The sequence below is a fragment of the Paenibacillus sp. FSL H8-0537 genome (genome assembly GCF_038051995.1).
In the GTDB taxonomy this organism is placed as follows: Bacteria; Bacillota; Bacilli; order Paenibacillales; family Paenibacillaceae; genus Pristimantibacillus.
Genome location: NZ_CP150290.1, coordinates 3,627,921 through 3,648,792, shown reverse-complemented (window position 1 = coordinate 3,648,792; position 20,872 = coordinate 3,627,921). Strand labels below are relative to the sequence as shown.

Annotated in this window: 21 protein-coding genes and 1 pseudogene; 21 read left to right on the top strand and 1 reads right to left on the bottom strand. The window is 47.6% G+C overall.

Going from position 1 to position 20,872, the window contains the following annotated elements:
- Window positions 1-9: 9 nt before the first annotated feature.
- The 11 genes and pseudogenes from MHB80_RS15250 to MHB80_RS15200 all read left to right on the top strand — a co-directional run bounded on the left by MHB80_RS15250 (window position 10) and on the right by MHB80_RS15200 (window position 9,040).
- Entirely contained in the window at window positions 10-1,047 is a 1,038-nt protein-coding gene (locus MHB80_RS15250) for an ATP-binding cassette domain-containing protein (RefSeq protein WP_341277801.1), read from the top strand.
- Window positions 1,044-1,859 carry an ABC transporter permease gene (locus tag MHB80_RS15245; RefSeq protein ID WP_341277800.1) on the top strand — a complete coding sequence of 272 codons (816 nt, stop codon included), beginning with the start codon at window positions 1,044-1,046 and terminating at the stop codon, window positions 1,857-1,859. Before MHB80_RS15250 ends, MHB80_RS15245 begins: the two co-directional genes overlap by 4 nt.
- A 68-nt stretch (window positions 1,860-1,927) precedes the next feature.
- Complete coding sequence (locus MHB80_RS15240; RefSeq protein WP_341277799.1) at window positions 1,928-2,602, top strand: response regulator transcription factor; 675 nt, start codon at window positions 1,928-1,930, stop codon at window positions 2,600-2,602.
- Window positions 2,599-3,681: a HAMP domain-containing sensor histidine kinase gene (locus MHB80_RS15235; RefSeq protein WP_341277798.1), complete on the top strand. Its 1,083-nt coding sequence runs from the start codon at window positions 2,599-2,601 to the stop codon at window positions 3,679-3,681. The genes MHB80_RS15240 and MHB80_RS15235 overlap by 4 nt, the downstream gene beginning before the upstream one ends.
- A gap of 243 nt (window positions 3,682-3,924) precedes the next feature.
- Window positions 3,925-5,289 (top strand): PQQ-binding-like beta-propeller repeat protein, encoded by a 1,365-nt coding sequence (locus MHB80_RS15230; RefSeq protein ID WP_341277797.1) that lies wholly within the window; start codon window positions 3,925-3,927, stop codon window positions 5,287-5,289.
- 587 nt (window positions 5,290-5,876) lie between these two features.
- Complete coding sequence (locus MHB80_RS15225) at window positions 5,877-5,999, top strand: hypothetical protein (RefSeq protein ID WP_341277796.1); 123 nt, start codon at window positions 5,877-5,879, stop codon at window positions 5,997-5,999.
- 15 nt (window positions 6,000-6,014) lie between these two features.
- Window positions 6,015-6,311 (top strand): annotated as a pseudogene (locus MHB80_RS15220) (response regulator); the annotation flags it as partial.
- On the top strand, window positions 6,295-6,615 hold the full coding sequence (locus MHB80_RS15215) for an ATP-binding protein (protein ID WP_341277795.1): 321 nt from the start codon (window positions 6,295-6,297) through the stop codon (window positions 6,613-6,615). The pseudogene MHB80_RS15220 and the gene MHB80_RS15215, both read left to right, overlap by 17 nt.
- An 80-nt stretch (window positions 6,616-6,695) precedes the next feature.
- Window positions 6,696-7,364, top strand: a complete 669-nt coding sequence (locus tag MHB80_RS15210) for a VOC family protein (RefSeq protein WP_341277794.1) — start codon at window positions 6,696-6,698, stop codon at window positions 7,362-7,364.
- A gap of 192 nt (window positions 7,365-7,556) precedes the next feature.
- Complete coding sequence (locus MHB80_RS15205; RefSeq protein WP_341282982.1) at window positions 7,557-8,195, top strand: HAD family phosphatase; 639 nt, start codon at window positions 7,557-7,559, stop codon at window positions 8,193-8,195.
- Between the two features lie 14 nt (window positions 8,196-8,209).
- Window positions 8,210-9,040, top strand: coding sequence for a GNAT family N-acetyltransferase (locus MHB80_RS15200; protein ID WP_341277793.1), 831 nt, complete (start codon window positions 8,210-8,212; stop codon window positions 9,038-9,040).
- An 89-nt stretch (window positions 9,041-9,129) separates the two neighbouring features.
- Here the strand turns inward: MHB80_RS15200 and MHB80_RS15195 are convergent, their stop codons facing one another.
- The gene (locus MHB80_RS15195; protein WP_341277792.1) at window positions 9,130-9,309 is read right to left on the bottom strand and encodes a uracil-DNA glycosylase; all 180 of its coding nucleotides are present in this window, start codon (window positions 9,307-9,309) and stop codon (window positions 9,130-9,132) included.
- A gap of 257 nt (window positions 9,310-9,566) precedes the next feature.
- On the opposite strand from MHB80_RS15195, the gene fabI reads away from it, so the two are divergent.
- The 10 genes from fabI (at window position 9,567) to MHB80_RS15145 (ending at window position 20,584) form a co-directional block, all read left to right on the top strand.
- Window positions 9,567-10,343 (top strand): enoyl-ACP reductase FabI, encoded by a 777-nt coding sequence (gene fabI / locus MHB80_RS15190; protein WP_341277791.1) that lies wholly within the window; start codon window positions 9,567-9,569, stop codon window positions 10,341-10,343.
- Between the two features lie 35 nt (window positions 10,344-10,378).
- Window positions 10,379-11,059, top strand: a complete 681-nt coding sequence (gene rpiA / locus MHB80_RS15185; protein ID WP_341277790.1) for a ribose-5-phosphate isomerase RpiA — start codon at window positions 10,379-10,381, stop codon at window positions 11,057-11,059.
- A 271-nt stretch (window positions 11,060-11,330) separates the two neighbouring features.
- Window positions 11,331-12,347, top strand: coding sequence for an ABC transporter substrate-binding protein (locus MHB80_RS15180; protein ID WP_341277789.1), 1,017 nt, complete (start codon window positions 11,331-11,333; stop codon window positions 12,345-12,347).
- A 388-nt stretch (window positions 12,348-12,735) separates the two neighbouring features.
- Entirely contained in the window at window positions 12,736-14,070 is a 1,335-nt protein-coding gene (locus tag MHB80_RS15175; RefSeq protein WP_341277788.1) for an AraC family transcriptional regulator, read from the top strand.
- Between the two features lie 78 nt (window positions 14,071-14,148).
- Window positions 14,149-15,240: an endospore germination permease gene (locus MHB80_RS15170; RefSeq protein WP_341277787.1), complete on the top strand. Its 1,092-nt coding sequence runs from the start codon at window positions 14,149-14,151 to the stop codon at window positions 15,238-15,240.
- Window positions 15,237-16,712: a spore germination protein gene (locus tag MHB80_RS15165; RefSeq protein WP_341277786.1), complete on the top strand. Its 1,476-nt coding sequence runs from the start codon at window positions 15,237-15,239 to the stop codon at window positions 16,710-16,712. The genes MHB80_RS15170 and MHB80_RS15165 overlap by 4 nt, the downstream gene beginning before the upstream one ends.
- Window position 16,713: 1 nt before the next feature.
- Window positions 16,714-17,862 (top strand): Ger(x)C family spore germination C-terminal domain-containing protein, encoded by a 1,149-nt coding sequence (locus MHB80_RS15160; protein ID WP_341277785.1) that lies wholly within the window; start codon window positions 16,714-16,716, stop codon window positions 17,860-17,862.
- Window positions 17,863-17,979: 117 nt separating this feature from the next.
- Window positions 17,980-18,198, top strand: a complete 219-nt coding sequence (locus MHB80_RS15155; RefSeq protein WP_338551421.1) for a cold-inducible protein YdjO-related protein — start codon at window positions 17,980-17,982, stop codon at window positions 18,196-18,198.
- Between the two features lie 82 nt (window positions 18,199-18,280).
- The gene (locus tag MHB80_RS15150; protein ID WP_341277784.1) at window positions 18,281-20,236 is read left to right on the top strand and encodes an ATP-dependent DNA helicase; all 1,956 of its coding nucleotides are present in this window, start codon (window positions 18,281-18,283) and stop codon (window positions 20,234-20,236) included.
- Window positions 20,237-20,584, top strand: coding sequence for a hypothetical protein (locus MHB80_RS15145; RefSeq protein ID WP_341277783.1), 348 nt, complete (start codon window positions 20,237-20,239; stop codon window positions 20,582-20,584).
- Window positions 20,585-20,872: the final 288 nt, after the last annotated feature.

The following is a 20,872-nucleotide window of genomic DNA, read 5'->3' as shown; positions in this document are numbered from 1 at the left end:
GGCATTACAATGACAGTAAATGATCGATATAAAGAAGAAATAGGGAAGAAGGGCGGCGATTGGGCAGTTGAAGCGAGTGGACTTGTGAAGATGTTTGGCAGCAATCGCGCGGTAGATGGCGTAGATTTGAACGTGCGCGCCGGAACGATTTATGGTGTGCTTGGACCTAATGGAGCAGGCAAAACAACGACCATTAGAATGCTCGCCACGCTATTGCGCCCCGATGCCGGCTCGGCACGCATCTTCGGGTACGACGTGGCGAAGGACCCGCAAATCGTAAGGCAATTAATCGGGGTGACAGGCCAATACGCATCAGTCGACGAAGCGCTCAGCGCTACGGAAAACTTGGTTATATTTTCACGGCTGTTAGGGCTTGGGCGATCAGAGGCTAAGCACAGGACGGCGGAGCTGTTGGAGGAATTCGGACTAACGGAAGCGGCGAAGCGTCCTTTGAAGCATTTTTCCGGTGGCATGCGGCGTCGGTTGGATTTGGCTGCCAGCCTTATTGCACAGCCGCCACTTATTTTTCTGGATGAACCGACGACAGGACTTGATCCTCGTACACGTACACAAATGTGGGATACGATCCGCCGGCTAGTGAAGACCGGCTCAACGGTGCTTTTAACGACGCAATACCTGGATGAGGCTGATCAGCTGGCTGATCGAATTGCGGTTATTGATCGCGGCCAGGTCGTTGCAGAAGGGACGGTCGATGAGCTGAAAACATCCATCGGCACTTCCTCGCTGCAATTAAAAATTCAAAATCCTCAGGACATTGCGGCCACCCGCGAAATCATGGAACAAGTGCTTATGGTCGAATCTATGGTGTCTGGGGACCATGCAAAAATTACAGCGCCGCTAGCGGATATTGACAAGGTTACCGACCTGCTGGTTGCGCTTCGGGAGGCGGGCATTTATTTGGCGGAGATGAGTGTACAGAAGCCTACACTTGACGAGGTGTTTTTAACGATTACAGGCCATGGTGTGAAAGACCATGCATCATTGTCATCCGAACCATCCAATAAGAAAGAGGAGGCAGTCGTATGAAAAGCGCGACCATCCATCCACGTAGCATCCGCCAGTTGAAAAAGCACACAAGCTTGGGACAGTCGATTCGCAACTCGCTCACGATGGCCTACAGAGGATTATTAAAAATTCGCCGCACACCGGAGCAATTATTTGACGTGACGCTTCAGCCGATCATTTTCACATTGATGTTTGCTTATATTTTTGGCGGCGCCATCTCAGGAAATGTCGTTGATTATTTGCCGGTTATTATTCCTGGTATTTTGGTGCAAACGGTAATTACGACGTCCATTGTCACGGGCGTTCAGCTGCGGGAGGACATGGATAAAGGCGTATTTGACCGCTTCAAGTCACTCCCAATAGCACGAATTGCTCCACTTGCGGGAGCTCTGCTGGCAGATACGGTGCGCTATACAATTGCGACTGCACTCACTTTTTCCATGGGTTATATTTTGGGGTATAAACCTGACGGAGGCTTAGGATACGTCATTATTGCGGCCCTTATTGTCATCGTATGTGCGTGGGCGATTAGTTGGATTTTTGCTTTTTTTGGCGTCATTTCGCGTACGGCATCCAGCGTTCAAGGTATCTCGATGATTGTGTTGTTCCCGCTCACCTTCGTGTCCAATGCTTTTGTCCCGGTTGACACGATGCCAAGCTGGCTCCAGTGGTTTTCAAGCATTAATCCGGTTTCCCATTTGGTTAGTGCCGTAAGGGAGCTTGCCAATAATGGTGTAATTGGCGCAGATTTTGTATTTTCGCTGGTCGGTGCAGCCGTCATTGTCGCGATTTTTGCTCCGCTAACGGTAAGGGCCTATATGCGCCGGACGTAGATGTCCAGCCAGTCAGGTTTACGAAATTCGAGAATAGTTGATAAAATAGGATAAAGGCGGTGAACGGGATGACCCGAATATTAGTCGTTGATGATGATCCGCATATCCGAGAATTAATTGGTCATTTTTTGCGGCAGGAAGGCTTTGAAATCGTTGAGGCGATAGACGGTCTTGATGCGCTGCGGATGCTTGCCGATGTTAAGGCGGATATGGTGATTTTGGATATTATGATGCCGGGAATGGATGGGTGGGAGCTGTGCCGCAAGCTGCGGGAGCAGACCGACCTGCCGCTGCTGATGCTGACTGCCAAAGGAGAAGCGTCCCAGATCGTAAAGGGCTTTACGCTTGGAACGGACGACTATTTGGTTAAGCCATTTGATCCAACCGTGCTGGTCGCCCGTGTGAAATCTTTATTCAGGCGCTATCGCATTCAATCCTCGCAAGCGGTCAAAGTTGGCGATGTGACGCTGCGCCGCGATACGTTCGAGTGCCGCGTAGGTGAACAAGATCTGACCTTGCCGCTTAAAGAATTTGAGCTGCTGTTTAAGCTCGCCAGCTATCCACGCAAGACGTTCACACGCGATCAGCTGATTGAGCAGATTTGGGGCTACGATTATGAGGGCGACGAAAGAACGGTCGATGTGCATATTAAACGGCTTCGGGAGCGGTTTCCGGAGGCGGAGCATGGCTTTCGCATCAGCACGATCCGGGGACTGGGCTATCGGCTGGAGGTGCTGTCGTGAACCGGAAACCGGGCTTCCTCCATGTTGCGACGAATTTTGTGCTTGTCCTGTCGGCCCTGCTCGCCAGCTGGATCGTTTCGTTTTATATAACAAAAGCCGTCTATTCGGCAATCGCATGGACCCCCCATGACTTGCTCAGTTTGCTCATAAATGCGGTGCTCGGTTTTTGTTTCTTTGGAATTGGAATTGCCATTGTGAGCAAGTATTTTCACCGGAGGGAGCATTACTTTCTGAACGACATGCTTGAAGCGCTAAAACGTATTTCACATGGCGACTTTCGGGTCAATCTGGAGTGGGATTTCGGCAGAAACAACGAACAGCAGCGGCATCCCTATGTGCAGCTCGTTGACAGCATCAATAGCATGGCGGCAAATTTGAAGGAGATGGAAGAGCTTCGGCAGGAGTTCATCTCGAATGTATCGCATGAAATCGGCTCGCCGCTTACCTCGATCAGCGGGTTTGCCAAGGCGCTAAAGGATGACAAGCTGAATGTGGAGCAGCGGCATCGATATTTGACCATTATCGAAACGGAATGCTTCCGTTTATCAAAGCTTAGCGATAATCTGCTGAAGCTGGCCGTTCTGGATTCGGATAGACAGCCGTTCCATCCGATCACTTATCGGCTGGATAAGCAGCTCGTATCGCTTATTCTCGCTTGTGAGCCGCAGTGGGAGGAGAAAAATATCGATATGAGTGTGGAAGCTGATGAGCTAGAGATCAGCGCGGACGAGGATCTGATGAGCCAGGTTTGGCTGAACCTGATTCATAATGGCATTAAATTTACTCCTGAAGGCGGGAAAATAGCGATTTCCCTCACACGCACCGAAGACTATGCGCTCGTGCGCATCGCGGATACAGGTTCAGGAATTGATGAGCAGGATCATGCACGTATTTTCGAGCGCTTTTATAAAGCAGACAAATCACGTGGCAGAACGATAGGAGGCAGCGGCCTTGGGCTGTCCATCGTCCATAAAATTATGGAGCTGCATCGCGGCTCAATAGCCGTACGCAGCAAGCTGGGAGAAGGGACCGAATTTACGGTTTCTTTGCCACTGCAATTAGATGCTGCTAAAGCTTAGAAATATTTGGGGAAAAGACCCGAATCTCATAAAAATGAGTAGAATCGGCAGCTCACTTAACCTATAATATGGATATCACGAGACTTTGTTAAAAGACAATGGAATCTCAGGACGTCTTGCCCGGCAGATCATGACGTTCCAATAATAACCGGATTGCCCCTGCAGATCAGCGGGCGATTCGGTCATTTATGCTGGGATGGTTTCGTGCATATTTTATACTACTACGAAATGGGAGAGTGAGAGATGTTTATCAATCTTTCGCAACAAATGAAAAGGATCGTCGCGGTTAGCGTAACTTCCTCCATTCTCGCCTGCGGCTTGTTGGGAGCATCGGTTGTGTTTGCTGAGAAGCCTATTATTAGCAGCACCACCCCAATGTATGGAGTTGGCTCTGCTCCAGCAGTCAAACCAATGTGGAGCTTGCCGCTTGCGAAATTTGATCAAGATGGCCGATCCATAACAGCAGCGCTTGCAGAGGAAGGGCGGCTGTTCGCACTTGTAAATGGAGGGCAGCTTGCTGCTTATGATGGCACAAGTGGAAGACAGCTGTGGAAATATGGTTCTGGCCTGAGGCCTGTGCTCGCCTATGATCAAGGCAGCCTGTATGGTCTTACAACAGATGGCTCAGTCATTGCTGTTACCAAAAATGGCAGCAAGCAGTGGACGACAGCGATTGGTGCGAATAAAGCCGAGAGCATCGTTCCGATTGGGGATACAATTTATGTGACGCAAAATTTCACTCTTTTTGCACTAGACCGGGCAACGGGTAAGCTGCGCTGGAAAGTAACGGAGAAGGATAACTTCTACTCATCAGGATCAAGTGACATAATCGTAAGCAAAGGTGTCGTGCTGCGTAATTATTTGGTTCAAGGCGCTCTTACCTCTAATCAGATTAATGCCTACGACCAGGCAACAGGCAAAAAGCTTTGGATGTCCTTTGCTCAATTTTCCCCGCTCTTGGTCAAGGACGGGCTGGTCTACTCGGTCATGGACACATTCATGAGGGGAGATGACGATTCCAGCAATAGAAGTTTGCAAATCGCCGTCCTTGACTTAGTGTCTGGGAAGAAGAAGGGCGAGCGAGTGTACAACTGGACAGTAGTGCCTGAGGTACCTGGACAAATAGAGTTCGGAGGCGCTAATGGCTCCGCATTTCTGGACGGTAATGACCTATATATTTATCAGGGAAAAGCGGTTGCCAAATACCATTTTTCCTCGTATGCCCCAAACGGTAAAGCTGTTCAGCGGTGGAATGCGCCAGATCCTAAAGAATATCAACCGCTCTATAGCATTTATGGCGGCAAGCTGCTCTATCAGAGCTTCCGCGATAATTCCATTCTCGCTCTAAAGACGACGAGCGGGCAAGAAGTCCCGTTCCCGTTCGGTATTCAGCCCGTTCAGACGGATATTTTCGCCAACGGCTTGTTTGTTGCACGTGCAGATGGAACGCTGGATGCGTATAATTTTGCAACCACAAAGCCCGTTTTCAGCGTGAATACGGGCTCGCGCGAATTTGATCCGACGCTGAAGTCTGGCGATATGATCTATGTTCGCTCTGGCGGGACGCTGCTTGCTGTAAAGCTGCCTGCAAGCTTAACAAAGAGTTAGATAGATGAGATGGGTAAATAGACGCCTCGTTGAGAGTGCGTCTATTTAGGATGTGTATGCAAATCGGAGTCTTCTTTCTGAACTTGGCTTAGCGCTTATTCGAGGCCAATCTCATTTGACAATTCAAGACTTAAGGAGCCGCAGCACGCGAATACGGATAAGAGCAATGTTACTGAGACCCCTGTGGCTGAGGCCATGAGGCTTGGATGCGCACTACTTTTTTTGCAGGACTTAGTTTCCGCTATTCTGGCTTTTTATCCTATTTTTGGACGCGTGCGGACAGGAGAAGCGCTATTGCCCTCGTTTTCCGGTCAAAATGGCGATTGGCAGTCCATTAGCGGCTCCTGAGTCCGCAGGCTGCTCCATACCGTTGATTTTGTTGAAATAGCGGTTGCTGTGTCCGCCAAGTTTATTTTCGTGTTTTGTGCAGGGTAGGTTGTGACCCTCTGCAACGAAGAGCATGGAGCTGTCTGTTCTCTGCAAAATCAGACATTTTTCTACAAAATCTCCGCTTGCAATTGGAAATCAGACAGCAGTACGATAAAGGTATTCTCATACCCAAAATGAAACGAACAGGAGCGCTGTCCATGTACAACATTTTGCTTGTGGATGATGAACCGGGGCATTTGGCGGGACTATCCAAAATGCTGCAAAAGCTCCGCCCTCTATATGCGATTTCTACAGCGCGCAACGGAATGGAAGCGCTGTAGAAATGCCAGGAGCAGCCATTTCAGCTGATCATTTCCGACATTCAAATGCCTTTGATGAATGGGCTTGATTTTCTGGAGCAGCTTCCCTCATCGAATCAGCCGCAGAAATTTATTTATTTGAGCGGTTATGACTATTTCGATTATGCCCAAAAAGCGATAGGGCTCGGCACCTTTGATTATTTGCTAAAGCCTGTGGATCAGGAGAAATTCGCGCTTGTGCTGGAGAAGGCGGAGCGAAGCCTTAAAATCGAGCAGGAAGTACAACTGGCGAATAGCAAGCTTGAAGTTGAATATTATGGAAAATCGCTTTGATGGCATTTTTAAAGTGGCCTATGATATGGAAGGGGTACCGGAGGATTGCCTCGTTCCGAAGCTTTTTCTCCAGCCGCTAGTGGAAAATGCGATCATACATGGCTTTGAATCTGGTGAACCGGGTGAACAGGGCGGTCTTGTGAAAATTAGCGGCAGGCTGGCGGAGGATCGGCTGGTGTTCGAGGTAAGCGACAATGGAAAAGGCATGAGCCCGCAGCAGGGAGCAGACGCAAGGAGCACGGAAAGCACAGGAATCGGAATGAGAAACGTCATTTCGCGCCTGGCATTGCTGTATGGAGAGTGAGCTGAGCTCCGTGTGAACTCTACAGCTGGCGAAGGCACGACGATTACCGTTGTCATTCCCTTTAGGGAGGAATAGGCACGATGAAATTTGAACACATCACCTTATGGACACGCAGGCTGGATGCGCTGTATTCCTTTTATAACGAGCAGCTTGGTTTCCAGGTTCTGGATAGAAACGAGCAGTCCTTCACTACGGTCATTGGCAGCACAAAGCTTACATTTCGGGCGACAACGGACCAGACCAAGCCCTTCTATCATTTTGCCATTAATATACCGGAAAATAAGCTAGCAGAAGCGAAACGCTGGCTGAAGGGAAAAGTGACACTTATTGAGGAGGAGGGCAGAGACGAGGTGTTTTTCGCATCATGGGATGCAGGGGCCGTTTATTTTGCTGATCCTGCTGGAAATATCGTCGAGTTCATTGCCAGGCATCAGTTGAAAAATGGTACAGAGCACCCGTTCAGCTTCTCCGACTGCCTCGAAGTTAGTGAGCTGGGCATCGTTGCTGCAGAGGTCATCCCTGTCGTTCGGGAGCTAAATGCGCTGGGCATTCCCAACTGGCGGGAGGATAGCGAGGGATTAACCCCGGTCGGCGATGAGCATGGGCTATTTATTGTGGTGAAGCAATTTCGCAAATGGTATTTCTCAGGCGGCAGACAGGCGCAATTTTATCCGGCGGAAGTAGTAATCGCTTCTTTAGGACGATTGGAGTTTCCGCGGGTTTCGCAAATTCACTTGCACCATACTTAAGCGATTGTTTATAAATGAATAAAGATCTTTATTTTCCTTTTTATGCATATTAGAGAAATAAATCAAAGTATTAGCTTTTCTATGACATAGATAGGACAACGGAGGTTTATTTTCTGAATAGTCTGAAATCAATCAGTTGGATACATAAATATAATTATGTAAACAAAATAAGGGCAGAATGGGGAGAGGGAACTGAAAGCATTTATTTTCGACATGGATGGTGTCATTATTGATAGTGAGCCGCTGCATTTTGACGTGGATATGGAAACGATGGAGCATTTGGGCTTCAAAGTGACGCAGAACGGCCTAGAAAAATACGTGGGCATGACCAATCCGGCTATGTGGCGTCTTATTCGCGTGGAATATGGCATTAAACAGACGGTGGAGGAGATCATTTCTTACCAGCTGCGGCGAAAAATAGAGGAGCTTCACGCTCGTGATTTTGCGCCAATGGAGGGGATTGAGTCCCTTCTTGCCGAGCTAAAGCTGCGGAACCTTCCAATCGCTCTAGCCTCTTCCTCACCGCGGATTTTTATTGAAGAAGTGCTGCGCAAGTTTGATATTGCTGATTATTTTGCAAGTATCGTGAGCGGAGAAGAAGTGCCTAGCGGCAAGCCAGCGCCTGATGTTTATTTGGAGGCAGCTTTGCAGCTTGGCGTGTCACCGGCAGATTGCGTCGTTTTGGAGGATTCCCGTAACGGAGTAATCGCAGCTAAAGAGGCAGGCATGCGCTGCATCGGCTATATTAATATTCATTCTGGCGATCAGGATCTTTCCCGCGCCGATTGGATCGTTAAAGCTATTAAGGATATTCCTTTATCACAATTATAAGGAGGTTTTACTTGTTGAATACTCGTATGACTACCCCCGAGCTTGTGGAGCAAGTTGAGAACTCCGAGCTTGTATACATGCTGGATCGAATGAAGGCCATTCAGGAACGGGAGCATAATCCGATGGGGATAGCGCTTCAGCGCTTCGGCCCAGCAGTGGCTATTGCGAGCCGAGAAATGCCATGGCCGCAATTTAATACGGTTAAAGGCTTTGGCTTTGCAGGCACAGCACAGCTGGATGAAGTGCTAAAATGGTATAAAGAGCAGGGCGGGAGTCCGCAATTCGAGATCGTGCCTTCGCGTATAGATGGGGAGACGCTGCTGGCGCTGGCCAAGCAAGGTTTTTATCAGTCGGGCTTTCATGCGAGTATGGCAGGAAGCATCGCTGAACAAGCAGGCATGAGGTCGGAGGAAGGTCACACGGGCGTTGTCGTACGCAGGCTGGGTGAGCACGAGGTTGATCTTTACGCAGAGCTGCATGCGCTGGGCAGCGGGCTGCCGATTGCTGGAAAAAACCACATTGCGGATAATAACCGCATGCTGTTCAACCGGGAAGGCTGGCAGTTTTATGCTGCTGAGATTGATCATATCGCTGTTGGGGTTGGCGTCATGCATATACATGAACATATCGCTTCCCTTACATTTGCCGCAACATTGCCGGAGTATCGCAAGCGAGGTGTTCAAGCGGCGTTAATTGCAGCGCGCTTGCGTGCTGCTGCCCAAGCGGGCTGCATCCTCATGGTCGGACAAGCCGGCTATTGCTCTAGCAGTCATCGAAATATGCAGCGCGCCGGCATGAGCCTTTGTTATACGCGAAGTACATGGAGCAGACTTCCCTCTATGTAAAGCTGTCTCTTGTTTACCTACAGGCGAGAAGACGGTTAGCCAAATCCTGAAAAATAAGGCAGCAAACCGTTCATCGACGGTCTGCTGCCTTATCCTTTTTCCTTAGCTTCAAAGTTCAGGCAAGGCTTCCCGGAGGAAGCCAGTACAACTTGGCTTGGCATCGCCTGCGATTTAAAACCGAATGCCCTGCAGCCTCTTGGCGCGCCGGGGTCCCAAGTTACATAATAATAGCGGCATTTCATGCAATTTTTGCGCTCCTGCTCTGTCATTACAATGAATCATCCTTCTATGAATAAGATGCTAACGTTTATTATAGCATTTCTCGGAATAAAACGCGCCGCGCCGCCAGAGGACGGCCACAGCCGTTTCACCTTGAAATATAGGAAAGGATATCCGAAAGCATTCCTTTCTCTATATTTCTCGGACTGAAACGCGCCGCGCCGCCAGAGGGAGGCCACAGCCGTTTCACCTTGTTTTATGCTATAATGGCAAAAGATTTATGGATTTAGCTAATGGAGGGATTACTTTGTCTGGATTGATGAACAACAAAAAAATCGTAGTAATGGGCGTCGCGAATGAACGCAGCATTGCTTGGGGAATCGCCAAGTCGCTGCATCGGGAAGGGGCTCAGCTTATTTTTACATACAGAAAGGAACGTTCATTCGAGAAGCTGAAGGGTTTGCTTGCACAGACAGGCATTACTCCACTGCTGACAGTATCCTGCGACGTATTGGATGATGAAAGCATAAGCGCAGCTTTTGCCCATATTAAAGAGCAGGCCGGAAGCATTGACGGAATCGTGCATTCGCTTGCTTTTTCGGATAAAGATGAGCTTAAGGGCGAATACCTGGAAACCTCGCGTGAAGGCTATCTGCTGGCGCAAAATTCCAGTGCTTTTTCGCTTGTGGCGATCGCTAAGCAGGCGAAAGGCGTAATGTCCGAAGGCGGTAGCATCGTTACCCAATCCTATATCGGCGCAGAGCGCGTAGTGAAAAATTATAATGTCATGGGCGTTGCCAAGGCAGCGCTTGAAGCAAGCGTACGATATTTGGCCGAGGATCTTGGCAAATATAATATTCGGGTCAATGCCGTTTCTGCAGGGCCGATCAAAACATTATCCGCAAAAGGTGTGTCCGGCTTTAACGAAATCATGCAAACGATTGAGGAGCGGGCGCCGCTGCGCCGCAACATTGATCAGGAAGAAGTGGGCGACGCGACGCTATTCCTTCTTAGTCATCTGTCACGCGGCATAACTGGCGAAGTGCTGCATGTCGATGCAGGCTATCACATATTGGGCTTGTAACTTTAATACAGTAGGCAGAGAGCGGAGGAAAACGTTTGAACGTCAAGCAATTGGCAGCAGAGAAAGCCGTTCAGCTTGTGCAGGATGGCATGCTTATTGGGCTAGGAACAGGAACGACGGCATATTGGGCGATTTTAAAGCTGGCGCAAAGAATGAAGCTCGAAGGACTGGACATTAAAGCCGTTGCCAGCTCCAAGCAGTCTGAGGATTTAGCGGCTGAGTACGGCATTCCGTTAGTTCCGCTCGCTGAAATTACGGCGATAGATTTAACGATTGACGGTGCGGATGAAGTAGACGGCGAGCTTCATTTGATAAAGGGCGGCGGCGGTGCGCTTTTGCGGGAAAAAATTCTTGCTGCGCATAGCAGAGCATTTATTGTAATCGTGGACGAGTCCAAAAAAGTTAGCCAGCTTGGACATTTTCCCCTACCGGTGGAAGTGGTGCCCTTCGCCTCTAATTTGACGCTGCAAAAGCTGAGGGAGCTTGGCTGCACTGCTGAGCTGAGGGCATCGGCTGACGGCATTTTTGTAACGGATAACGGCAACTATATTGCCGATTGCCGCTTCGGTAACATTGCTTCTCCTGCTGAGCTGCATGATCAGCTGAATGCGATTCCCGGCGTGGTGGAAAATGGCTTGTTCATCTCTATGGCTAGCCAAGTGATCGTTGGCTTCAATACAGGTGAGACCGAGATTTTAACAAGAGACACACCTTAATTGATTTGCGAAAATTTTGCATGATTTTAAAAAATAGGATTCAGCGAGCGTTGCCTTAAAGGCAGCGTTCTTTTTATTTTTTTGAGGACTACAAATCGATCTTTACAGCCCATAATCTAAGGAAGGAACTGCTGTATAAATGTACATTTGGGGTGTTGCGCCAAAAATCACGTGTATTACTAAAAAGTCCATTGAATAATTAAGTTCTACTATTTATGATAAGCAAGGCAAACAAATGAGAATAAATATCAGTAGAGGGAGCGGAAAAGATATGGCTTTTGGTAAAAAAGACTTGTCCTTATTGAGTGGTATATTGGTGCTTGTCATGGTGCTTGCAGCATGCGGAAGCGGAGAAGGGAAGGAAGAGGCGAGTGCGGTACAGACCGAGCAAGCATCGCCAGAAAAATCTCCTGAAAATCAATCCACGAATATGCGCACCTTTGAGCATGTGCTTGGTAAAATTGAAGTCCCTGTGCAGCCGCAGCGCATTATTGGATTATTCGTTGAAGACGAAATGAGTACGCTTGGCGTTAAGCCGATCCTGCAATACTCGAGCGGAGCTTATTATCAGACCTATCTGGAGGAATATTTGAAGGATGTTCCGAAGCTCGACACGAGTACGATTAACTTTGAAGCCGTAATGGCTGCACAGCCGGATCTTATTATTCTTGGCTTCCAGGGTTGGGCAGAGGAAGGCGCCTATGAAAAATTATCACAAATTGCGCCGACCTATGTATTTACAGGCAGTGAAATTCAATATCCGGAAAACTGGAAAAAAAATCTCCTTATTGTAGCGGATCTGCTCGGAAAGACTGATCAAGCGGAAGCTGTAATTAAAAAGCGTGAAGCGGAAACGAAGCTGGCTAAAGAGCAATTGCAGACTGCTGCTAAAGGGACAACAGCAGCTATGGTTCGCATCCATGCCAGCAAGGAGCTTAGATTGTATGGAGGACCTGGAGGTCAGGTGGGGACAGCATTGTATGGTGATTTTGGGCTGGAGCCTGCTCCAATTGTACGCAAGCTGGCTTGGGGAGAAGACAAGGATATCCAGACGATTTCCATGGAAATTATTCCACAGCTCGATGCCGACTATATTTTCCTAGCTGTAGATGAAGGAAGAGAGGGGCAAGCTAAAGAGCTTAAAGAAAGCAGATTGTGGAAGAGCATTCCTGCCGTCCAGCAAGGTCATGTCTATGAAGTGCGCGGTGATGTATGGATCACAAACGGTCCACTTGCCTATGAGAAAAAGCTGGAGGATGTCATGAAGGCGATCATTCCAAGCAAATAACAAATAACAAAGAAGAAGCTAGTTAGCCTAATGGTTGACTAGCTTCTTCTTTGTCTATTAGAATGATGATAATAATTCTCAATAAATGCAGGAGGCATCCGTGAATTCAACGAATAGAAGTACTCCAAATAGGGCCTACCAAGCGACTCCTTTTCATTCGTACTTTTTTAGACTGGTTGATGTTATATCCCTTGAACACAGTAGGGACAGCGAGATCTTCCCTAGTATCAGTCAGAGCTACAGGCTGATTATTGTATCAAGCGGCTCAGCCAGCTTTCTTATAGACGACAGCTGTTATGCAGCCACCCTTGGCAGTTGTTATGGAATAGCGCCTGGTGCAAAGCTTGACATCGCCGCTGATGGAGGAGAGGAGAAGGAGTTGCACTATATGTGCATGACCTTTGACATCGTTTGCTCTCCACTCAACAGCAGCCTTCCTCTTCCTTTCGCTCATGGCGAAATGATAATCAAGCCTTTCGGTCGAATGCTGGCGGGAATACGCAAGCTGATCGCCATGAAAAATTCTAAAAGTGAGAAAGATCGGCTCAGCTATTATTTTCGTTTCCAGAAGCTTATGTATGCGATCCTAGAGCAAAATACGGTCGTCTCAGAAACGACCACTTCCATGCAAGCCGTTGAACGGACTGTTTCTTTTTTAAAAGACCATTATCACGAGGAGATAAGTACGAAGCAGTTAGCAGAGCAGGCTGGCCTTGGCACAAAGCAATACATTGTTTTATTCAAAAAAATAACAGGCTCAACGCCTCATGAATATGTAACAGAGCTGCGAATACGCAAGGCCAAGGAACTGCTGCTTATTTCTCGGCAGCCGCTTTCTGACATTGCAGAGCAGGTCGGATTCCGCGACAGCTATTATTTTAACCGTCGCTTTAAGCAGGTAACAGGTGTACCGCCGCGAGTATATGTCAACACGCGCAAGTATAACATTATGTCCATCGATTATGCTTGTGCGCTGCTAGCGCTTGGCATAAAGCCGGTTGGCGCACCTGCGTATCATTTGGGCTATTATGCTAGGCGTTCAGGAGAAGCCATTTCTAGCATTGGAGATAAGTCAACTTTCTATTACGACAAAATGACTGCACTAAAACCTGATCTTATCATTAGTAGTGACACGTTAGACATTGAAATACAACAAAGGCTTGAGCGTATAGCTCCGATTGTAAACATTCCATGGATGGGGCTGCAAGCAACGGGGCATTTACAGGAGATCGGTGATTTGCTTGGGGTGAGCAAACAGGCACAGAGCTGGATCGACGGCTACGAAATGAAGCGAGCGGAGGCTCACTGGCGGATCAAGCCCTATTTAAATGTGAATGAAACGGTTGGCCTTCTCGTCATAGAAGGAGAGGAGCTATTTGTACTTGGGGATCGTAATGCGGGCGAGGTCATGTATCGTTCCTTTGGTTTGCAGCCACCCCCGCTTGTTCAAAGCGAGCTTGCTAAACATCCTAACCAATACGGCAGGAAGGTAGCGATCGAGCAGCTCTGGCAATATGAAGCCGATCGGTTGTTTATCATCGTATATGGGGCGGAGGCTGCCCTAACCTATAAGAAATTGCAGCACAATCCTATCTGGAGGGAATTGTCGGCTGTCCGCCAAGGCAAGGTGCAAACGATAGATCCGGAAAAGTGGATTTATTATGATGTGCTTTCGCTCTCAGGACAATTGGAGGATGGAATCAGCATGCTTGCTAAACCATGATGCGTATAAAATTGGAGCAATAAGGAAACCTATAAGTGCTATTATCATTTAAAATAAACGCTTGGGGTGGAATTCGAGATGGTTAAGGCGCTGCATCAAGTAAGCTTTCTACAAATTTGCATGATTCTTATGATGACGGTCGGTTTAACGAATCATGTCATTGTGAATCCTTTAATTTTGGAAGCTTCGGGCAGAGATGCATGGATTTCCGTCTTATTGACAGGTGTATTATTTCTTCCATGGTGCATACTGCTTGTTCTATTTATGAGGAAATCCGGTCAACAGAAATTGCACCCTTGGCTGGCATCCAAGACGAATCCATTCGTAGCTTGGCTGATGATCATTCCGATTTGTTTACAATTGCTTTTCATCGGGGGATTTACATTGATTGATACGGTCAGATGGACCACAACCAATTATATGCCCAATACGCCAAGATCGGCTTTAATTATCACCCTGTGTCTCGTATGCTGTTATTTTGCAATATCTGGCATTCGCATGATTGCGATCGCTGCAGGTATTATGCTTCCCATAGTCATATTGCTGGGTTACTTTGTGGCGATAGCCAATACGCCACAGAAGGATTATCGTCTTTTGCAGCCTGTCCTTGAACATGGCTGGCAGCCTGCCATTCATGGCATGATTTATGTTGGTGGTGGATTTGTAGAAATGATAATGCTTTTGGCTGTTCAGCATCGCATCAAATCCCGGGTTAAGGCATGGCAGCTTCTCATTTTGGCCGTCCTCTTAATTTATATTACGCTTGGGCCTGTAATCGGAGGCATTGCGGAGTTTGGACATGTAGAAGCGGCGAAGCAGATGGAATCCCCCTTTGAGCAGTGGAGGCTTGTTAAATTCGGTAATATTGAGCATGTAGATTTTTTATCAGAATTTCAGTGGCTGTCCGGAGCCGTTATTCGTATAAGCTTTGCGATGTTTTTATTGGGAGAACTGATCCCCTTACCAAACAAGAAGGCGGCGCAGCGACTCATTCTCCTGTTGACACTCGGCTATATTCTCTTGGGATTCATGCCCATTAATGGTTACTCCTCTTATCTATGGCTTTATCACTATTATTTCCCCGTTACGCTGTCCGCGGTTTTGGTTCTTTCGGCCATATTCATTACAATCGCTTTGCTGAAGCGGCAGGGGAAGGGGAGTCTGGCATGAACAAAACAAAGCTTGAGCCTGCCAAGCCGTGGAGCCTGCAGTCAATTTCCGCCTTATTTCCGCATTCTGCAGATGTGTTAATCCAGCGATTCCAATTTGATGAAGATGTGCGTTCAGAGGTCATCCTTATTTATAGCGAAGGATTATGCGATACCTCTCAAATTGGAAAATATATTCTACCGGATCTAGAACAGCTATACTTTAAAAATGGGTTTGCTCATTTGCAATCGGGCAAATTATACGGGACGCTGCCGCTCATTCCAGCAACTACGGATGCGCTGCCAGAGCAGCTTTGCGAGTGGATTTTTCAAGGTGATTTGCTGCTCCTATTTAATGAGACGAAGGCGTTATTTCGAATGACGCTCGCTCATCACCCTAATCGTACACCGGAGGAATCAACAACGGAAGTATCGATTAAAGGGCCTAGAGATGGCTTTGTCGAGGATATTGGCATTAATGTGGCTCTCATTCGCAAGCGGATTCGCAGCCAATCTTTATGCTACGAGACGGTAACGCTTGGCAGAAGAACGAGAACGAAGGTTGGTTTATTGTACATCGACGACATTATTTCGCCAAATGTGCTGCACGAGGTGAGGAATCGTTTAAATAGCATTGATGTGGATGGGCTTTACAGCATTAACCAATTAGAAGAGATGCTTGTGGAAGAGAAGTATAGCTTGTTTCCTTTGCTCGACTTTACTGGCCGACCGGATTATGCCGTAAGCAGCTTGCTGGCAGGCAGATTTATCGTTATCGTGGATGGCAATCCAATGGTCTTAATTGGGCCTAGCACCTTTCTGCTCATGTTGAAATCACCAGAAGACTTGTATTTTAATTTTCAATACGTTTCCTTTGCGCGCTTGCTGCGTATATTCAGTTTTTTTATTTCTATTTTGCTGCCGGGGCTGTGGATTGCGCTTTCTGCGTTTCATCAAGATCAAATACCGTATAGGCTGATGGCAACGATGGCTGCTACCCGAGTTGGACTGCCATTTTCAGGAGCGTTGGAATTTTTAATTTTGCTCCTGCTGCTGGAAATATTCAGAGAGGCCGGTGTCCGTCTGCCAAGCTCCATCGGTCAAAGCTTAACTGTCATTGGCGGTTTAATTATTGGAGACTCTGCTATTCGGGCAGGCTTTGTTTCGCCGAGTGTCGTCGTTGTGGGGGCAATTACGGCAGTAGCTGGAGCGACACTCGTCAATCAATCGTTAAGCACGACGGTGAGCGTCATCCGTTTTCTGCTGTTTATAGCGGCTTCATTCCTGGGAATGTTCGGATTTATTTTAGGGATTGTCGTACTAATTGGATATATGGGACGGCTCAGCTCCTTCGGTGTCCCTTATCTGTCGCCGTATTCTCCTCCTATTATGAAGGAGCTTCTTGCGGCTACGCTTCGGCTGCCCTGGGTAAAGCAGAAACAAAGGCCAGAAACGTTGCATACGGTTGATTCGGACAAGCAAGGAGAAGATTAGCATGAGAGTATGGTTAAAATGGGGACTTATTGCTGGTTTGCTGCTGCTAAGTCCAGGCTGCTCTGATTCAAAGCCGATACAAAACATGGCTTATGTTACTGCTATCGGACTTGATTATAAGGATGGACATTTTATTACTTACGCGCAGGTGCTGAATTTCTTAAATGTGGCAAAATCCGAAAGTAACGAAATAGGGAAAAACATACCGGTATGGATCGGCCGTGGCACAGGAAAGACGGTGACAGAATCATTGTCCTCGCTGTCCGAAACATCGCAGATCAGAATGTTCTGGGGACATGTCAAAGTTGTTGTAGTGGATGAGGAGCTTCTAAAATCGCAAGCGATTGTTCGGCAGAGCTACGAGGCTATCAATCGCTATCGCGAGGTTCGATATAATATTTTGCTCTATTCAACGAAGACGCCGATGGTAGACATATTCAAACAAAAGTCGATTTTTAATCTGCCGGCATTGGATTCCATTTTGGATACACCCGAAGATACCCATGCACAGCGCTCCAACCTTGATCCCCAATATGGTTTCAAATTAATTGCTGAATTTAATGAGCCGGGCAATACGGCTATGATTCCTACGATTGGCATAACGAAGGAGGTATGGAGGGAGGATGCCCGGAAAATGCCGATGTTTAAAATTACGGGGGCTTTTTTTATGCGGCAAAATGAGAAAACAAGCTGGTTTTCAGAAACAGAATTGCTTGGAAGAAGATGGGTGCAAAAAGAAAATAAACGCTCCGTTCTTCTAATCGGAAATAGAGAAGATCCAACTGCTAACCTCATTATTGTAAAACCGCATTACCGAATACAGCATGTTAGCAACAACAAGCAATTGCAATTTAAGGTTGAACTGAAGGCGAAAGCCTTTGTAGAGGGAATGATTAAAGAGGCAACAGTAAAAGAAATGGAGGCTCTTGCGGCAAAAGCCATTCGCGATGAAATAATGGCTACCTATGAGAAGGGTCTTGCGACTCAAACAGATCTGCTAAATTTATTTGGCGAGCTTTATCGCAGTGACGCCAAGCTTTGGCATCAGCTGAATAACAGCAAACAGCTTCTATTAAACCAAAAAACGCTGGGCCAAATCGACGTAAAAATAATGATTTCCAATACTGGAAAATACAAAGGTAGACTGTAACATTTTCTGGTTAGATCAGGGAGGCTGGCGGGGTTGAGAGTCTTGACTTAAGCGTCCATGAAGTGATATATTATGTCAGATTGCCTGAACGTGTAAATGAAAGGGATGTAAAATATATTGGCTACGAGCGAAGACATTACGAAACCGAAATTATTACCTACCAAAATTTTGAAATGTAAAAACCCCGAATGCAAAGCGTGGGTAAGAGATGAATTCGCCTCGGCAGAGCAAACCTGCCCGTTATGCAAAGGACCGATGCTAAGAAGCATGAAGCATTTGCCAGCCGTGCAGAACAAGCCAAAGCCGCAGCCTAGAAAACCGAAATCCGACTTTTAATTTCAATTTGAAAAAAACCGCCCGAACGGCTGCGTGATTTTAGCGCAGCCGTTCGGGCGTCTATTTGGAGGCGCTGCAAAGTATGACACAACATCATTATCCGTTTGATTTTGACCCGTCACAGCCTTACATGCAGCAGGCAAGCGACTGGATCGCGGATGTTTTTTACGAGAAGCTTCCCGAAGCTGGGCTTGAGCTGCGCGATGAGCAAATTTATATGGCGTTTCAGCTGGAACGGGCTTATGCGGACAAGCAGACGATTTTCGCCGAAGCGGGCGTCGGTACTGGCAAAACCTTCGTTTATTTGCTTTATGCCATTAGCTATGCACGTTACACTCAGAGGCCAGCTATTATTGCCTGTGCTGATGAATCGCTCATCGAGCAGCTGGTAAAGCCGGAAGGCGATATTGCCAAGCTTTCCCGTCATTTGGGGCTGACAATCGACAGCAGATTGGGAAGATCGCCTGACCAGTATGTCTGCTTGAACAAGCTTGATGATGCACGCGGCGACGCTCAATTAGAGGGCGCTGAGCATTTTGACGACATTTACCGCAGCTTGCCGGATTTTGTTCATAAACCGGAAACAATGCAAAGCTTTCATCCTTACGGCAATCGCCGGGATTACCCGGAGCTCAGCGATGAAGTATGGGACCATGTCGGCTGGGACGTCTTTCAGGACTGTATGGTATGCAGCCGCAGACATCGCTGCGGACAGACGCTGTCGCGTGATCATTACCGCAAATCGACGGATTTAATTATTTGCTCGCATGATTTTTATATGGAGCATGTATGGACTTATGAAGCGCGCAAACGCGAGGGACAACTGCCCTTGCTGCCGGAGCATAGCTCAGTCGTATTCGACGAAGGGCATTTACTGGAAACAGCGGCGCAGCAGGCATTAACGTATAAGCTCAACCATGCGGTATTTGAGAGCATTATTACGCGTTTGCTGGAAGGGGAAATCCGCGAATCGCTGGCGCTGGCTATTGAGGATGCAATTGTGCAAAGCGAGCAGCTATTCGACCGTATCCAGCAAAGCAGCCGCGCTGTAGCAGCATCAGATCGTCGTGAGCTGCTGTGGGACAATACGCTTATACAGGAAGTCAACCGACTGCATCAGCTGCTTGATCTTATTGAGGAGGAGCTTGTATTCGAAAGCGGCTTGTTCACGCTTGATGAATATCAGCTCAAAATCGTCGAGGAGCATTTGGAGATGATTCAATATGCTCTCTCGCTGTTCCGCAAACCCGAAAAGCCGATTAGCTGGGTGATGGAGGATAAGTCAGGCATTTCACTTGTGATTATGCCCAAGATGGTGAAAGAAGTGCTGGAGGAGCAGGTGTTCTCTCGCAAAATGCCGATTGTGTTTTCATCGGCTACGCTGTCGGTTGACGGCTCCTTCGAATATACGATGGACAGCCTTGGCATTAAGCAGGCCGAGTCGTTCTCGGTTGCTTCGCCATATGATTATGAGAATAAAATGCGGGTGCTTGCATCCGATTCTGAGGAACTGAATGAATTTGCGAACCAGATGCAGGCAACGGTGAAGCTGCTTGGGGAAGCGGAGGGCGGAACGCTTATTTTGTTCCCTTCTCGTGAAGAGCTCGCTAGCTTCAAGCAGGCGATGAATGACGAGCCGCTTGCGCAGCAAAGACGGTTTCTTTATGAAGGAACGTCGGAAATTAGCCATTTGATTGAGGCATTTCAAGCCGATGAGTCCAGCATACTATGTGCTGTGACGCTTTGGGAGGGGCTGGACATACCGGGTCCGTCTTTATCGCAGGTCATTGTATGGTCTCTGCCATTCCCTCCAAACGATCCAGTGTTTGCTGCAAGGCGTGCGGATGCCAAGCTGCCTTTCGAGGAAGTGGATATGCCTTATATGCTGCTGCGCTTAAGACAGGGCATGGGGCGTTTGATTCGTACAAGCAGCGACCAAGGTACGGTTGTCATTTTTGGCGAGGAAATGCGCCAGCCGGCTGTTAAAGAGCGGATTAGCGCCATAATGCCGAAAGGTGTTAAGCTGCTGGCTCTATAATTGTATAAATTCATGCTCAGGCTCGCTTTGCTGCTAGGTTCTTTCTCAGCGCTGGGTCCGCTGTGGTCGCTCGTCGTTCCCTTATTTTTCTTTGTATGCTCGATCGGTATTACAGCTACTGCTTCGTTTTCGCTGGCTATGGAAAATCAGGCTCATATTGCTGGCAGTGCATCGGCCTTGCTTGGCTTGCTGCCTTTTATGCTTGGCGCTGTAGCCGCGCCACTCGACGGTATTGCCGGAGAGGAAACAGCTGTGCCGATGGGCGTTATTATTTTCACCGCCAGCATGCTTGGAATGGTTGCTTATTTCGGCCTTGTCCGCTCTAAGCAGCATGCTTCAGGAAAATAGATTAGCAAGCAAGAATTAAATAAAGCACGCCTTATTTAACGGGTACCTATAGTCTGGACACTTTGAACAAAGTGATCGGACTGTGGGTACCTTTTTTTAATTATAAGCATGTAACGGCTTCTGCCGTTTCACCTTGAAATATAGGAAAGTATAGCATTGAGCGATACTTTCTCTATATTTCTCGGAATGAAACGCGCTGCGCCGCCATAGGACGGCGACAGCCGTTTCACCTTGTTTTTCACAATAAGTGGTTAAAAACAGGGAAATCAGGAAAACATACACTTTATT

Coding starts and splice junctions, on each gene's coding strand:
- MHB80_RS15215 (WP_341277795.1), top strand. CDS start 6,295: ATGGAAAATCGCTTTGATGGCATTTTTAAAGTGGCCTATGATATGGAA.
- MHB80_RS15245 (WP_341277800.1), top strand. CDS start 1,044: ATGAAAAGCGCGACCATCCATCCACGTAGCATCCGCCAGTTGAAAAAG.
- MHB80_RS15175 (WP_341277788.1), top strand. CDS start 12,736: ATGTGCATGACCTTTGACATCGTTTGCTCTCCACTCAACAGCAGCCTT.
- MHB80_RS15240 (WP_341277799.1), top strand. CDS start 1,928: ATGACCCGAATATTAGTCGTTGATGATGATCCGCATATCCGAGAATTA.
- MHB80_RS15170 (WP_341277787.1), top strand. CDS start 14,149: ATGGTTAAGGCGCTGCATCAAGTAAGCTTTCTACAAATTTGCATGATT.
- MHB80_RS15250 (WP_341277801.1), top strand. CDS start 10: ATGACAGTAAATGATCGATATAAAGAAGAAATAGGGAAGAAGGGCGGC.
- MHB80_RS15165 (WP_341277786.1), top strand. CDS start 15,237: ATGAACAAAACAAAGCTTGAGCCTGCCAAGCCGTGGAGCCTGCAGTCA.
- MHB80_RS15195 (WP_341277792.1), bottom strand. CDS start 9,309: ATGACAGAGCAGGAGCGCAAAAATTGCATGAAATGCCGCTATTATTAT.
- MHB80_RS15225 (WP_341277796.1), top strand. CDS start 5,877: ATGTACAACATTTTGCTTGTGGATGATGAACCGGGGCATTTGGCGGGA.
- MHB80_RS15150 (WP_341277784.1), top strand. CDS start 18,281: ATGACACAACATCATTATCCGTTTGATTTTGACCCGTCACAGCCTTAC.
- MHB80_RS15210 (WP_341277794.1), top strand. CDS start 6,696: ATGAAATTTGAACACATCACCTTATGGACACGCAGGCTGGATGCGCTG.
- MHB80_RS15180 (WP_341277789.1), top strand. CDS start 11,331: ATGGCTTTTGGTAAAAAAGACTTGTCCTTATTGAGTGGTATATTGGTG.
- MHB80_RS15230 (WP_341277797.1), top strand. CDS start 3,925: ATGTTTATCAATCTTTCGCAACAAATGAAAAGGATCGTCGCGGTTAGC.
- MHB80_RS15160 (WP_341277785.1), top strand. CDS start 16,714: ATGAGAGTATGGTTAAAATGGGGACTTATTGCTGGTTTGCTGCTGCTA.